Genomic DNA, 13,903 nt, shown 5'->3' with positions numbered 1-13,903 from the left:
CCCGGGGATCCGTCAGGCCCGGAAAGCACGATTAGCGGCTGTTCGTCCTGCTCTTCCCTGAGAGCTACGATTTCTCCTTGGCTGTTCCGCTAAACAGATACCAGAGATTGAACCAGATCGTGTAGTTCTGCTAAATGAACAATCGAAGGCCAATATTGACTGCATAGAAATTGAAGATATGTTTTCCCCACAATTTTACGTTAGCTGCCTGAATAGTGTATATAGTTCGGATTTTGATGAATTTGAAGAATTGAATGTGGACAATACTGATAATGAGGTAGCAATCAATGGATATGAATATGATGGTGAGGGAATGGTCAATATAATAGAGGGAATTCTAGAAGAGCAAAAATCGAATTGGATAACATCATGACGAAAGATGTGGCAATAGAGGCTAAACGTCGTCTTATGTCTAACCCTGACATGCCAAAGAAAACTGAGCGGAAATTCAAAGAATTGCTTGGAACCCTGAGAGCGACTACCGGATCTTAAAACTTGTAGCTTTTTGTTTTCATCATCCGTTACTTTCCGATGTCTCATCAGGCGTGTATCTCGCTTTAGATAACCGAACTGTGACCGCACCGAGGGGAAAGTTTTCGGCTCACTCAACCGAGGAGGACGATTCCGGATCGTGCTGTCCACGAACTCGTCGATTTTCTGCTGTTCATCGATGAATCGCTCGACAGCGACGGGCGGCAAGAATTCAAGGGATCGAGCCAGGCGCTCCGGGTGACGGGCACGGCGTCAAGACAAACTACACTAAATCGGATCCAAGAGCGATCTCGCTGCGACGCACGACGAATAGCCGAGTGATATGCTCGAATATCCATCCTTCAGACGCCTTCCGTCCGGAACCGCTCGATCACTACTTCGTTTACGCCATCGAAATCGTCGTCTGCCCCCACCAGCAGCGTCCCATCGACGTGGTCAGTAGCAGCGAGCGCAAACGCATCCCCAAGGGCAACGTTGTGTTGGTGTTTGAACCGTGCTGCACTGTGCCACGTGTCACGTACCGCGACCGGAACGACGTTTTGCCGTTCAAGTTCTTCGACTGCGGTTTCCCCGAACTCCCACGATTTCGCCCGAGCAACAGTGTAGAGCAGTTCGGTATACGTCACATACGAGATGTACCCTTCTCGGTCGCCACGGTACACCGCCCGAAGGAACGGTTCGACGACGTCGCGCCCCGGTTCGTCGAACAACACGGCGAGGAGCGGTTCGTTGTCGAAGACGATCGGTCCGTCATTCATCAGCGTCCGAATCTCCAACACCGAGACGCTCCAGCAGCTCTCGCTCTTTTCGTTCGTCCGATTCACGTTCGGCCCGCAGTATTTCGGTCCCGGAGCGCCCTTCGTCATCCGTCTCGCCCGCCAGCGATCCCGCCAAGTCGACGAACGGTCCGTCGTACTCCTCGTCATCGCTGGCTGGTTCACGAACCGAGTCCAGCATCTCGTGTCTGTTCTCGGCGGCGATCGACAGGAACTCCGCCCACGTCACGTCCATCTCCTCCTTCAGTCGCCGGACGCGGCGCTCCTCGCGTTCGTCGAGCACGATGTGGAGCGTGCTGCTCATGGATCGATGTATGCGATGACACGGTATAACTCTGTTCGGCAAATACTACTGTGAGCAACCCTATTGGGAAGCGGAGTCTGCAATCCCGTCAGTACCGGGAACAGCGTTAATACACACCTGGTCCTATCGTGTACATGGGCCAGAAACACATCACGGCCCGCGTCCCCGAGGATCTCTTCGAGGAGCTCGAACGCGTCCAGGACGAGGAGCGAACCGACCGCTCGACGGCGATCAAGCGACTGCTCGAACGCGGTCTCGAAGGCTGGCGGACCGAGACGGCGATCGAGCGATACCGTGACGGGGAACTCTCCCTCGGGCGGGCCGCCGAGTTCGCCGGCGTCTCACTCTGGCGATTTCTCGATCTGCTCGACGAGCGCGGCGTCGAGACGAACTACACCGAGTCGGACCTCGAAAGCGACCTCGCTGCGGCGCGCGACGAATGACCGTCGTCGCCGATGCCACCGTCCTGATCTATCTCGCCAAAATCGATCGACTCGACCTGCTCGACGCGCTGTTCGACCGCGCGCTGGTGCCCAAAGCGGTCTACGAGGAGGTCGTTACGCGGGGCCGCGAGCAGGGGTACGCCGATGCGCTGGCCATCGACGACGCAACCGATGCATTCCTCGACGTGCGATCGCTGTCCGGCGACGCAGACGATCGGGCAGCGGCTATCGAAGACTCGACCGACCTCGGTCGCGGCGAGGTGGCCGCCATTGCACTCGCACTCGTGGAGGATGCACGCTGTCTGGTCGACGACCACGCCGCCCGGCGGAGCGCCGAATCACTCGGCGTCGCCGTCGGCGGAACCATTTACGTCCTCCTCGAAGCGTTGCAAGCGGGCCACGTCTCACACGACGAGTACGTCGACTTGCTCGAAGCGCTCGACGAAAGCGGGTTCCGGATGAGTGCCCAACTTTACCGACAGGCTGTCGAGGCTGGTGAAGAAGTCGAAAAATGAGCCCATTCTGAACGGCGTAGCAGCGGTCTCACAGCGGCGTTTCGTCCACTTCCTCGTCGGATTCGTACGGATCGACCACGCCACGATTCTGCTCCTCGTGCCAGGACTCCCAGCTATCGCGCCACTCGCTGGTCGCATCGAGACTCTCGGCCCCGTGCTGTGTGTGGCGCTCACGAATCCGGGTCAGTACGGGTGTGTTCATCGCGTCGCCGGCGATGACGGCCTGGCCGGGCGTCAGCCCCGGGAGCTCGTCGAGCACGTCCTCGCCGGCGCTCTCGACCGACTGGCGGATCGCCTGCTGATCGTTCGGGTTCTGGATCTGCATGATGATCTGCGTGCCACACTGCGAGAGCACGTCGGCGTCGAGCTTCGAGGGTCGCTGTGAGATGATGCCCACGCCGAAGCCGAACTTCCGACCCTCAGAGAGGATCGTCCGGAGGATCGGAAGCGAGCGGGCGCTGCCGTCCGGCGCGAAGCGATGGCCCTCCTCCAAGAGCGTAAAGAGCGGGAAATCGAGATCGTCGCCGTCGCCGCGCATCGCGTTCTTGCGCGCCTCGTAGAGCTTGCGCAGCAGCGCCGCGGCGAGCATCTGCTGGTCGTCCTCCGAGAGCCGATTCAGTTGAAGCACCGTCACCTGGCCCGGCGCGACGAGATCGGTGAGATCGTTGCGCGCCGCGCTGGCGAACAGATCGCGATTGAGCGCACGGTTGAGCCGCCACGCGAGCGCGCTGGCGGTCCCGTGATCGCCCTCGTCGAGCGCCTCACACTTGCTGATGATGTCGCGAACGCCGATCTCGTTCGATTCCTTCTGGAGCTCGCGCCACGCCCTGTCGAGCAGCTCCTTCATCCGCTCGCTCGGCTCATCGAGCAACGCGAGCAGATCCCCGTAGTTCAGGTCAGGGATCGCGACGGTGATCTCGTCAGGACTGACGACGTTGACCTCCGGTGTGTACGCCCCATCCTGGAAGACCGAAGCATTCCCATCCTCTCGCATTCCGTCGAGTGTGTCGTACTCGCCATGCGGATCGAAGACGAGCATTGCGGCCCGCGACTGCGGGCGCAGCATCTCCTCGATGACGACGCTCGCGGTGTAGGACTTCCCGCTCCCCGTCGAGGCGAGCACCGCGAGGTGTGTCGCGGCGAACGCGTCGATGGGCATGAAGACGTTCGCGGCCTTCGTCTCGCGATTGAGCAGCCAGCCGACGTGGGCGGTGGCGCTCTCGCTCTCCCAGTCCGCGGCCGGAAGCACCGCCTCCAGGAACTCGTCGCTCGCGAGCGATATTCTGGAGCCGGGATCGGGCAACGAACGCGGGTTAGCGAAGGTCTCCATCTCCGTGTCGAAGTAGCCAACCACACGCGCGCTCACACGATCGATCTCGACGTCACCACTCGGTACGCCGAGCGCGTCGGCCACGGCCTCTGGCTCCACGCCCGGATCGGCAAGGAACTCACCGGGGAGTCCGCGCTCCTGTTCGGCGTTCGTCACCCGGGCGAGCACGTCACAGGAGTCGCCCTCGACGGTCGTCTCGTAGACGACGAACTCCCCCGTCCGGACGTCGACGGCATCCGGCGCGACGAACACGAACTCGTCGGCGCGCTCGCCGGGCTCGGCCACCGTACCGACCACCGTCTCGGAGGCGGCGTTCATCCCGCGGCCCGTGGGTGGTTCGGGGACGTCGCTCATCGCACCACCCCGCGATCGGTGCTGGCCTCCCAGCGGACCTTCCGCTCGATCACGTCGAGCATCGCCTCCCGATCGGTCTCCACGCGCAATCGCTCGATCAACGCGAGCGTCACCTCCGCCCCGAACCGCTCGGCGGCGGTGATGAGCCGATCGTAGTAGCGCAGCGCGAGCTGCCCGTCGGGCTGGTGAAATCGTCGGAAGCCAGCGCCCGAGAGCTTCGACACCGGGTCGTCGATGTCGAGCGTCCATCGCGGCAGTTCCTGGGACACCGACGCGAACCCCTGCCCGCCATCGGCCGGCGCGAGTTCGGCGAACCCGAGCAGCGCGATGCCGAGCAGCGTCTGCTTCTCGTCGACATAGCCGGGAACGAACAGCTCCTGATCCGGCGTCGAGAGCCGCGGCCCGTCGCGCCCCTGATCGGGGTTGACGAGCCGTGACTCGTAGACGACACCGACGAGCGCGCGCTCCTCGCCGCGCACCGTCGTCGTGACGTAGACGGGCTGGCCGAACTCGTAGTCCTGCTTTTCGGGCACGGACGCCTTGTCGTGGTCGCGGTACACCTCGGCGACGTAGTCCATCTGACCGTTCGATTCGACGATGCTCGCGATCGTGAGGTCATCGTCGCCGATGACCGATTCGTTGGCTGTCATAGCTGTCTGGTCTCCATCGGTCTCACCGCTCATCGGCGTCGTCGCTCCTTGCTGAGCGTCTTCGCATCCCAGTCGATCGGCAGGTCCTCCTCGTCGGCGAACTCCTGGACGAGCGCGAGGAACCGCTCCTTCGCACCGGTGTCCAGCACGGCGTTGGCGTCGGCCTGCTGGAGGATCTCGGGATAGCCGCGCCCGACGCCGGTCTCGGCGCGAACGACGTCGAGCACGTGCTCGACGAGGTCCGCACGCTGGATCCACTCCGGGAATTCGAGATAGTCCATCGCATCGCCGCCCGGGACGTCGAGATACGTGAATAGCACCTCCTCGGCGAAACCGTACTCCGTTCCTTCGTAGGTCGTCGCCAGTTCATCGACGGTCTCACCCCAGCGGTTGGCGAACGCCAGCGACCGGTCGCCCCAGTTCTCTGTGAACCCGTCGAGAATTCGTGCGTCGGCGATCAGCGGCTCGTCACCGAGTCGCTCGCTGTAGGCCTGCTGGAGCATTTTCGCGAGGTTCGTCCGCTTGGTGCCGGCGGTGTAGCCGACGACCGGCACCTCGTGATGCTCGCTCGCCGCCAACACCCGCGCCATCGTCTCGCGGTAATACTCGTCCCGCACGTCGGGCGCGTACGTGTTGGCAAAGAGTGGAACAAGCGGTCCGTCGTAGACGACGACCGGCGTCGGATCGCGGTCGGCAAATCGCCGGATACACTCGACGACCGCACGGCCTTCCGCACGGTAGCGCTCGTGACCTGGGACGCTCCCGTCGACGTAGCGCATCCCGCCCTCCTCGTCCTCTTCAGTGACCGTTTGTGGGCCGAGAACGTGACTGGACACGTCACTGTCGTAGTCGCCATCGGGATCGTGATGGTTGGCGGTCCACGCGACCTGAACGAGGCCGAACGGAACGGTGAACTCCTCCGTCGGACCGATCTCGGAGCCGTCGGCGGCGATCGTCGTCATCCCTTCCAGCGCTTCCTTCGCGAACCGGTTGACGGCCTCGTGACTCTCCCACGACGCTGACTGCTCGAACGCCACCACTGGTTCTTCGGACTCGTCCCACTCGTCGGTCGGGGCCGCACCGGGCTGGGGATGGGGCCCGATCTCCGCGGCGAGTCGGTCGGCGTCGTAGTCGGCGATCGCGTCGCGGAGCGCATCGCGATAGCTCGCCACGACGTGCTCGTCGTCGCCGGCATACTCCAGGATTTCCTCGACGTAGTCCTGAAGCTCGTTCGCCACTTTGCCGGGATAGAACGGCATCAGTCGCTCACCACCCGTGTCATCTCCCGGTCCTCGTCTTTCTCGAGTTCGATCGCCCGTTCGGTCATCGACTCGAAGGTCCGGTCGTGGCTGACGACGAGCAGCTGGTTCAGCCGGTCGAACTCCTCCAGCTGGTCGACGAGGTTCCGTTTCTTGTGCTCGTCGAGGTTCGCGGTCGGCTCGTCGAGAAACGCCATCCCGACCGCGGCGAGCCGTTCGAGGATCGCGAGGCGGACCGACAGCGCGGCGGCCATCTTCTCGCCACCGGAGAGCGTGTCGAACGGCTTGTTCTGCCCGCGCACGCGAACCCGGAGGTTGTACGTCCGATCCCAGACCAGCGTCTCGGTCGGGGCAGCGCGCAGCGCCTGATAGATGTCGTTCGCCCGATCGCCGATCTCGCTCGTCGTGAGATCACGGAGGTCTTCGGCACCCTGCTGGAGGCTGTCGCGCGCCCATCGCGCGAACTCCCGATCGCGTTCGAGTTCGGTCATCTCCGCCTCCAGCGCCGCCTTCCGCTCGCGTTTCGCTTCGAGCTCGTCGAGGCGCTCGCGCGCGTCCGCGAGATCCTCCTCCCTGTCCTCGCGCTGCTGTTCGCGCTTGGCACGGGTCGTCCTCCGTTCGCTCAGCTTCTCCTCGACCTCGTTGAGCCGCGCCGCGTCGAACGACTCGTCGAGCTCCGCGACCCGTTCTTCGACCGCCTTCCGCTCGGCGCGCAGCCGCGCCAGCGCCTCGCCCTCCTCGTCGACCGCGGCCTGGCGCTCGTCGAGGCTCTCGGCGACGGGTTCGTGCTGGATGTAGGTCCGGTGAGCTTCCTCGGTTGCGGCGATCGTCTCCTTCGTCGTCTCGATCTCACGGTCGAGCCCGTCGAACTCGTCCAGCTCGTCGTCGAGCTCCCGATAGGCGACGAGTCGCTCACCGAGATCACTGCGCGCTTCGCGGAGAGTCGCTTCTATCCCGTCGGCGCTCTCGATCGTCGCCTTCGCGGTGTGGTATTGCTCGGCCACGCCGTCGAGCTCGGCCACCGCTTCGCGCTTGTCTGGCAGTTCGTCGAGCCGTCCTTCAAGCTCGTCACGCTCGTCCTCGTACTCGCTTTTTTCGGCCACCAGATCAGCGATTTCCTCCTCGATCGACTCGTGTTCGCGTTCGAGCTGCGGGATCCGATCGGTCGCTTCCTTCGCCTCCCGAGCGGCCTCGATTCGTTCCTCGACGGCCGCGATCTCCTCTTCGATCGCTGGCAGTCGCTCCTCGGTGAGCGCCTCGATGCGCTCGTGGTTGCGTTCGACGACGCTCTCGCGGTGGTCTGCGGTCACGGGCTGATCGCAGGTCGGACACGAGACCGCCGACTCGCCGCCGATTTCGATCGCTCGGAGCTCCTCGTTCTGCTCGCGCAGTTCCTCGCGCTCGGCTTGCAGGGCTTTTCGCTCGGCGAGCAGGTCCTGTCGTTCGTCCTGGCGTGCGGCGAGCGTTTCGGCCTCCTCGCGCTGCGCTTCGGCCTCCTCGATCGACGATTCGAGCGCCGTCGCTTCGGCGCGCAGTTCCTCGATATCGTCGTCGACGTCCCCGAGTTCGTCCACGAGCTCGTCGCGGCGCTCGGCATCGTCTTCGAGCTGCGAGACTTCCTCCTGAAGCGCCTCGTAGCGCTCCTTTTCCGGTTCGAGTTCGCGCACTCGCTCGCGTGCTGCCTCGGCCGCGCTGAGGTCCTCCCTGGCATCCGCGACCCGATGTTTGAGCAGGTCGATCTCGCCGCCGAGATCGGTGCGTTCGTCGTCGATCTCGTCGCGTTCGGCCCGTCGTTCCTCCAGCTCGTCGAGGCGTTCCTGGGCGCTCTCGTGGCGCTCGTACTCCTCACGGACCGCTGCGAGCGTTTCGCCGGCCGTTCGTGCCTCGTCGCGGTGTTCTTTGGCTGTTTCAAGACTCTCTTCTTGGGCGGGGATCTTCGTCTCTTCGAGCGTCGCCAGCTCCTGTTCGGCGTCGTCGAGGTCGTCCTCGATCCCTTCGAGTCGCTCGCGCTCGCTATCGAGTTCCTCGATCGTCCCCCTCAGCGCCTCGATCTCGTCGGCAAGCTCCGCGATGGTCGCCTCGTGTTCCTCGACGCGCTCCTCGACGTCGGGGAGCTCCTCCAGTTTGGCGTCGAGACCGATGATCTCGTCGCGGTGGTCCTGAATATCGCCGTCGAACTCCTCGTCGAGCCCGCCGAGGGATTTGTAGGCCTCGCGGTAGCGCTCGATGTCGAACAGCGGGTCGAACGTGTCGATGCGCTCGGTCTCGGTCTTCGTGAAATCCGCGAGGAAGTCCGTCTGGGCGACGCCGACGCTTCGCTCCCACACCTCCGAGAGATCGTCGGGTTCGTCGACGCCGAGCTGCTTGCAGAGCCAGCCCTTGATCTCGCTCGTTCCGTCGAGCGAGAGGTTGTCGCCGCTCCCGTCGAGCACCTCGTATTTCGACCGACCGGCCCACCGACGGACCGTGTACTGCGCACCGCTCGTCCGGTTCGTGAACGTCACGCCGATCTCGCCGGAGGATTCGCCTTCGCGCACGAGCCGATCCTGCTTGCTGAACGGATGGCTGTCGAACAGCGCGTAGCCGACGGCCTCCTGGATCGTGCTCTTGCCGGCCCCGTTGTCGCCGAGGATCGCCGTCACGCCCTCGCCGAGATCGACGGTCGTCTTCTCGCCGTAGCTCTTGATCCCGTCGAGCGTCACCGACTCGATGACGATGCTCATTCGTCACCCCGTGCGTCGAGCGTCTGCTGGCTCGTCCGGCCCTCGGTCGGTTCGTCGTTCATCGGTCTGTCTTCGTCATCCGCCTCCCCTGGCCCGTCGGGGAACAGCTCGCGCCGGCGCTCGCCGAGATAGTCGGCGACCTCGCTCACGCCCTGCTCGTCCTCGGTGACGAGCCCTTCGAGCTCGTCGAGCGTCCGGGCCACGGCCTCGGTTTCGGCGCTGTAGCGCGATTCACCGGCGATGGTGCCGAACACCCGTTCCTGGAGCACGTCGGTGTTGACGGTGCCGTCGGCGTCGAAGGCCTCGTCGCGCTCGATGTCGCCGAGCAGCTCCGCGATTGCCTTGCGCTCGGTGTTGTTCGTCGGCTGGACGTGCAGCGCGTCGAGGCGGTCGACGGCGAGCGCCCGCAGCGCTTCGACGTCGAAGCTCCCGTGATCCAAGAGGAGCGTGCCGACGAACCTGACGTTCACGACCGGCTCGCGACGGTCACCGTTCCCGTCCCGGTGAATATCGCGCTCGCAAGTCCGCTCGACCGCTGCGTGCTCGTCGTCGAGCGCATCCGCGAACTCGCCGCGCAGATCCTCGAAGGTGCGGTAACCCGATACGTCGAAGCTCATGGTGTGGTACGGGCGGCGCTTCGAGAGGTGATGCTCGGCGGTCACGTCCCCGGTGTCGAAGACGTAGTAGCCGTGGCTCTCGTCCCACCGACCTTCCTGAATGTCGAGCGCTTCGAGGCTTCCTGGATTCCGGCCGACATCGCCGGTCTCGTACTGTTTGTGGATGTGGCCGAGCGCGAGGTAGTCGACGTGCTCCTCGATCGGCGTCAGCCACGCGCGCTTGACAGTCGCGCCGAGATCCGGCACCGCGTCGTCGACGCCGAAGTGTGCGAGCAACACCGTCGTATCGGCCGGTCCCTCGCGCTCGTTGGTTGCCCGAATCCCCTCGGCGATCTTCGGGAGATCGTTCTCGATATACGCGCCGCGATACGGTACGCCGAAACAGCGCACCGTCTCCCCATCGTTCTCGATATCGACGAACCCACCGCCACCCCGTCGTGGATCGTCGAGGTCGGTCCGGACGAACACCGGATCGTCACCCGGATCGCCGGACAGCAGCGTGATGAGACCGGTGTCGTTGAGATATTGTAGCCACGTCAATTCCCGGCGAGCACCCATGCTCTGGTCGTGATTGCCCGGCGAGACGATCACGGGCACGTCGACGTCGGCGAGGACGGACTCGGCCTCGCTGAGTGTCTTCGGGCTCACGTCCCTGGAGTCGAAGAGATCGCCCGGGAGCAGGATGGCCGTTACGTCGTGCTCGCGAGCCGTCCCGAGGAAATGCTCGAAGGCGAGCTTGACGTCCGCCTCGCGCTGCTCGTGACCGTACTGTCTGTGGCCGAGATGGACGTCGGCGACGTGTGCGAGCCGCACGCTCACCACCCCGGCTCACGCGGGACTGTGCGACCGACCGAACGATGCGACGTGAAGGGCGGGCGAAGCGACACGATACAGGAACTCGCCACGCGACGACGGATAAATCTGAGCAAAGCGGAGCGAAAGTGGAACTGGCGATCGCCCGACGGCGCTCGTGCGTCGGTGGGCGCGAGCGTTGTCGGAAGCGAGCGGCGACTGCACGGCGGGCCGGAACGGTTTTGCCGTGGGCGCGAGAGGGAGGCCGTATGATAGACGAGACGGTCGAGGAGATCCGCGAGATGCAGACCCACAGCTCCTCGGTGGTCGCCGTCAAAGCCGCCCGCGCGCTCGAATCGCTCACCGAGCGCGAGTTCCGGAGTCTCGACGACTACCTCCGAGACGTCGAGCGTAACTCGACGGCGCTGCGACAGGCCAACCCCTCCCACGCCTCGCTCCAGAACACCCAGCGCGAGATCGTCGCCGCGCTCGACGAGGAGTTCCCGACCATCGAGGCGGCCAAGGCTCGCACGCGAGAGACGATCCGGGGGGTCGTCGAGCGCGTCGAGATGGCCAAACGCCGGGCGGCCGAATACGGCGCGATGGCGCTCGACGACGGGATGACGGTGCTCACGCACGACTACTCCTCGACGGTGCTCGAAGCGATCGAGCTCGCCGGTCGCGAGGGGGCCGAACTCACCGTCTACGTGACCGAGGCGCGACCACGCTATCTCGGGCGCAAGAGCGCGCGCACGCTCGCAGCGATCGACCGCGTCGAGACACATCTCATCGTCGACAGCGCCTGCGGCCATTTCCTCCCCGAGTGCGATCGCGTACTCATGGGGATGGACTGTATCGTCGGCGAAACCCTCTACAACCGCATCGGCAGCCTCCCGATCGCCGCGACCGCCGCCGAGACCGACACGCCGGTGACGGTCGTCGGCTCCGGCGCGAAGATCATCGACGACGGGTTCGTCTTCGAGAACGAGTTCCGATCGAGCAGCGAAGTGATGCGCGAACCCGCCGAGGGGTTCTGGATCGAGAACCCGACCTACGACGCGACGCCGCTCTCGCTCGTCGATTCGGTCATCACCGACGAGGGCATGCGCTGACTACGCGTAAACGACTTCTCGGGGACGGTTCGCGATCGGTGCACCACAGTCGGGACAGCGGTAGACGACCCGCTCTGGGTCGTCCTCGGCGGGTTCGACCCGCCAGTCGCCGTCGATCGGACTGGCGTGACCGCACGTGGGACAGAAGAGCGTTCCCTTGCGCGGTGCGCCGCTGGTTGTGGATCTTCGTGCTGTTCTCATCGATTTCGTCTACGGGCGCGAGAGCAATAGGACTGGCGGCTGACGGTGTTTGATGGTGTTCGTTCCCGGTCGATAGTGGCAGTCAGTACTGATAGCGGCGGACGTCGTCCTGGCTCTGGGATTGGCCCTGCATCTCCATCCCGCCGGTCATCTCGTCGAACGTCATCCCCGAGAGATACTCGTCGTAGGTCACGTCGTAGCCACTCCGGAGGTGGAAGTCGAGCCGGCCGGTCTCGACGCTCGTCTGAAAGAGCATGTGGACCGCCCGTCGGAGCAGTTCGTCGGTCTCCTCGGGACCGAGCGCGCAGGTGAGCAGCGCGAGCTCGTTGCGTGTTTCGCGATCGAGATCCATATCCACCTCGTCGCCGAGATCGGCGTAGCGCGATTCGACGTCGCTGGAGAGATCGTCGAGACTCATGGCCGATCTGGGTCTGCCGCCCGCAAACCGCTTTCGGGTCGATGCCCCATCGAACCGCCACGCGTATCACATTCACGACCGAACGAACGACGGATGAGCGAGTCCGCGTTCTCGTTGCCGGACGACCGCGATACTGTCCGCCGAGCGCTCGTCGAATGGTACGTGGAGGACCATCGCGGGTTCCCGTGGCGCGAGACGACCGATCCCTATGAAATCCTCGTCTCGGAGGTGATGAGCCAGCAGACCCAGCTCGAACGGGTCGTCGAGGCGTTCGACGGGTTCGTCGAGCGATGGCCAGACGCCGAGCGCCTCGCGGCCGCCGATCGGTCGGCCGTGGTCGGTTTCTGGAGCGGTCACAGCCTCGGCTACAACAACCGGGCGCGCTACCTCCACGAGGCCGCCGGACAGGTGACGACGGAGTTCGACGGCGAATTCCCCGAAACGCCCGACGAGCTCCAGGAACTGCAGGGTGTGGGTCCCTACACCGCGAATGCGGTGGCGAGTTTCGCCTTCAACAACGGGAACGCGGTCGTCGATACGAACGTCAAGCGCGTGCTCCACCGGGCGTTCGACGTCCCGGACGACGATGACACCTTTGCGGATGCCGCCGGAGAACTGATGCCCGCCGGCGAATCTCGAACTTGGAACAACGCGATCATGGAATTAGGCGGTGTGGCGTGTACGAAAACGCCCGCCTGCGACGACGCCGAGTGCCCCTGGCGCGCGTGGTGTGACGCCTACGCGACCGGCGATTTCAGCGCACCGGACGTGCCCACGCAGTCGCCGTTCGAGGGGAGTCGTCGACAGTTCCGCGGGCGCACCGTCCGGATTCTCGGCGAGTACGACGAGCTGGCGCTCTCGGAGCTCGGCCCGAGAGTGCGTGTCGACTACACGACCGACGGCGAGCACGGCCGCGAGTGGCTACGGGAGTTGCTCACCGATCTCGAAGACGACGGGCTAGTCGCTGTCGATACCGATGGCGAGACGACCGTCCGACTGCAACGCTGACGATCGTCGGAAACAGGTTCGCTCGCTTCAGAGGATGAGCGAGATGATGGCGAGAACGACGAAGACGATGATGAGGATGCGGGCGATTCCGGCCGACAGCCCCGCGATGCCCTGTGCACCGGCGAGGTAGGCGACGATCGCGAGGACGATGAAGACGACTGCCAGATAGAGGAAGTCGCCGGAGAACTGCAGCGCCGCTCCGGTGAGGGCGAGCGGGTTCATCGGGACACCCCGACGGCCGCGGTCAGTCGGTGGCGATGACGATTGGAGGCTGTTTCGAACATCAGAGCCCGTCTAAGAATTCCGTACTACCCGTCACCCAATATCGCCTGAAATCACTGCTGTACGATTCGGCAGACCGATTCGTTAGCGTCGACAAAAANTTCAGCAGGTTGTGCGTCGCTGAGAACAACGACCACTCCGCTTGTGCCCCCGTCTCCCCGCGTAACAGGAATCGGTCGCAGCCGCGGGTAACGTGCTGACCGAACACTGCTTCGACGCTCTGGCTGCGCTTGCGGTAGATACCTCTCCCACGTTTCGTCCGGAGTTTCCGCTCCATGCGTTCTTTCAGCCCGTACCATTTGGGGATCCGCCCTCGCGGCGGATCCGCCTCCCGAAGCTCTTTCCGTCGTTTCCAGTCTTTGGTCGTGGCGATGAACAGCTCCGTCTGNTTGGGGATCCGCCCTCGCGGCGGATCCGCCTCCCGAAGCTCTTTCCGTCGTTTCCAGTCTTTGGTCGTGGCGATGAACAGCTCCGTCTGCTCATCCGCTAACTGCGCGTTCGCTTTGCTCCAATACCCAGCGTCGGCAAGCGCCTTCGTCGGGCGCTTGCCGTTCACCTCCTCGCAGTTCTCCAGCATCGGCTTGAGCTGCTGGACGTCGTTTGCGTCAGTAGTGATGTCCTGCGCGA

Annotated in this window: 16 protein-coding genes; 5 read left to right on the top strand and 11 right to left on the bottom strand. The window is 64.1% G+C overall.

The window, feature by feature from the left end; translation table 11 throughout:
- The first annotated feature begins 178 nt into the window (after positions 1 to 178).
- Positions 179 to 373 carry a hypothetical protein gene (locus C448_RS16015; protein WP_152415579.1) on the top strand — a complete coding sequence of 65 codons (195 nt, stop codon included), beginning with the start codon at positions 179 to 181 and terminating at the stop codon, positions 371 to 373.
- A gap of 460 nt (positions 374 to 833) precedes the next feature.
- Here the strand turns inward: C448_RS16015 and C448_RS12235 are convergent, their stop codons facing one another.
- Both C448_RS12235 and C448_RS12230 read right to left on the bottom strand, forming a co-directional pair.
- The gene (locus C448_RS12235) at positions 834 to 1,250 is read right to left on the bottom strand and encodes a PIN domain-containing protein (protein ID WP_004055184.1); all 417 of its coding nucleotides are present in this window, start codon (positions 1,248 to 1,250) and stop codon (positions 834 to 836) included.
- Entirely contained in the window at positions 1,243 to 1,572 is a 330-nt protein-coding gene (locus tag C448_RS12230) for a hypothetical protein (RefSeq protein ID WP_004055183.1), read from the bottom strand. The genes C448_RS12235 and C448_RS12230 overlap by 8 nt, the downstream gene beginning before the upstream one ends.
- Before the next feature lie 134 nt (positions 1,573 to 1,706).
- On the opposite strand from C448_RS12230, the gene C448_RS12225 reads away from it, so the two are divergent.
- Both C448_RS12225 and C448_RS12220 read left to right on the top strand, forming a co-directional pair.
- Entirely contained in the window at positions 1,707 to 2,015 is a 309-nt protein-coding gene (locus C448_RS12225; RefSeq protein WP_004055181.1) for a UPF0175 family protein, read from the top strand.
- The gene (locus C448_RS12220) at positions 2,012 to 2,530 is read left to right on the top strand and encodes a DUF3368 domain-containing protein (protein WP_004055179.1); all 519 of its coding nucleotides are present in this window, start codon (positions 2,012 to 2,014) and stop codon (positions 2,528 to 2,530) included. The genes C448_RS12225 and C448_RS12220 overlap by 4 nt, the downstream gene beginning before the upstream one ends.
- 28 nt (positions 2,531 to 2,558) lie before the next feature.
- Here the strand turns inward: C448_RS12220 and C448_RS12215 are convergent, their stop codons facing one another.
- From C448_RS12215 to C448_RS12195, 5 genes are read right to left on the bottom strand one after another with little or no spacing between them, the layout of a single operon-like run.
- On the bottom strand, positions 2,559 to 4,214 hold the full coding sequence (locus C448_RS12215; RefSeq protein ID WP_004055177.1) for an ATP-binding protein: 1,656 nt from the start codon (positions 4,212 to 4,214) through the stop codon (positions 2,559 to 2,561).
- Positions 4,211 to 4,864, bottom strand: a complete 654-nt coding sequence (locus tag C448_RS12210) for a hypothetical protein (RefSeq protein WP_004055176.1) — start codon at positions 4,862 to 4,864, stop codon at positions 4,211 to 4,213. The genes C448_RS12215 and C448_RS12210 overlap by 4 nt, the downstream gene beginning before the upstream one ends.
- A 29-nt stretch (positions 4,865 to 4,893) precedes the next feature.
- Positions 4,894 to 6,123 (bottom strand): DNA double-strand break repair nuclease NurA, encoded by a 1,230-nt coding sequence (locus tag C448_RS12205; protein WP_004055174.1) that lies wholly within the window; start codon positions 6,121 to 6,123, stop codon positions 4,894 to 4,896.
- Positions 6,123 to 8,846, bottom strand: coding sequence for an AAA family ATPase (locus C448_RS12200; RefSeq protein WP_004055171.1), 2,724 nt, complete (start codon positions 8,844 to 8,846; stop codon positions 6,123 to 6,125). Before C448_RS12200 ends, C448_RS12205 begins: the two co-directional genes overlap by 1 nt.
- On the bottom strand, positions 8,843 to 10,282 hold the full coding sequence (locus tag C448_RS12195; protein ID WP_239640578.1) for a metallophosphoesterase family protein: 1,440 nt from the start codon (positions 10,280 to 10,282) through the stop codon (positions 8,843 to 8,845). The genes C448_RS12200 and C448_RS12195 overlap by 4 nt, the downstream gene beginning before the upstream one ends.
- A gap of 242 nt (positions 10,283 to 10,524) precedes the next feature.
- On the opposite strand from C448_RS12195, the gene C448_RS12190 reads away from it, so the two are divergent.
- Positions 10,525 to 11,367 carry a translation initiation factor eIF-2B gene (locus C448_RS12190; RefSeq protein ID WP_004055169.1) on the top strand — a complete coding sequence of 281 codons (843 nt, stop codon included), beginning with the start codon at positions 10,525 to 10,527 and terminating at the stop codon, positions 11,365 to 11,367.
- On the opposite strand, the gene C448_RS12185 is transcribed toward C448_RS12190, so the two are convergent.
- Both C448_RS12185 and C448_RS12180 read right to left on the bottom strand, forming a co-directional pair.
- Complete coding sequence (locus C448_RS12185; protein WP_004055168.1) at positions 11,368 to 11,568, bottom strand: hypothetical protein; 201 nt, start codon at positions 11,566 to 11,568, stop codon at positions 11,368 to 11,370.
- Between the two features lie 82 nt (positions 11,569 to 11,650).
- On the bottom strand, positions 11,651 to 11,986 hold the full coding sequence (locus tag C448_RS12180) for a hypothetical protein (RefSeq protein WP_004055167.1): 336 nt from the start codon (positions 11,984 to 11,986) through the stop codon (positions 11,651 to 11,653).
- A 93-nt stretch (positions 11,987 to 12,079) separates the two neighbouring features.
- Between C448_RS12180 and C448_RS12175 the strand changes: the two genes are divergently transcribed.
- Positions 12,080 to 12,994: an HhH-GPD family protein gene (locus C448_RS12175; protein ID WP_004055166.1), complete on the top strand. Its 915-nt coding sequence runs from the start codon at positions 12,080 to 12,082 to the stop codon at positions 12,992 to 12,994.
- Between the two features lie 27 nt (positions 12,995 to 13,021).
- Here the strand turns inward: C448_RS12175 and C448_RS12170 are convergent, their stop codons facing one another.
- Together C448_RS12170 and C448_RS17240 are read right to left on the bottom strand one after the other, a co-directional pair.
- Entirely contained in the window at positions 13,022 to 13,216 is a 195-nt protein-coding gene (locus tag C448_RS12170; protein WP_004055165.1) for a DUF1328 domain-containing protein, read from the bottom strand.
- 61 nt (positions 13,217 to 13,277) lie between these two features.
- Positions 13,278 to 13,553 (bottom strand): transposase, encoded by a 276-nt coding sequence (locus tag C448_RS17240; protein WP_455429056.1) that lies wholly within the window; start codon positions 13,551 to 13,553, stop codon positions 13,278 to 13,280.
- Between the last annotated feature and the right edge of the window lie 350 nt (positions 13,554 to 13,903).

Source organism: Halococcus morrhuae DSM 1307 (genome assembly GCF_000336695.1).
Lineage (GTDB): Archaea > Halobacteriota > Halobacteria > Halobacteriales > Halococcaceae > Halococcus > Halococcus morrhuae.
Note: the sequence above shows the minus strand (reverse complement) of the source record. Positions and strands in the feature narration are given on the sequence as shown.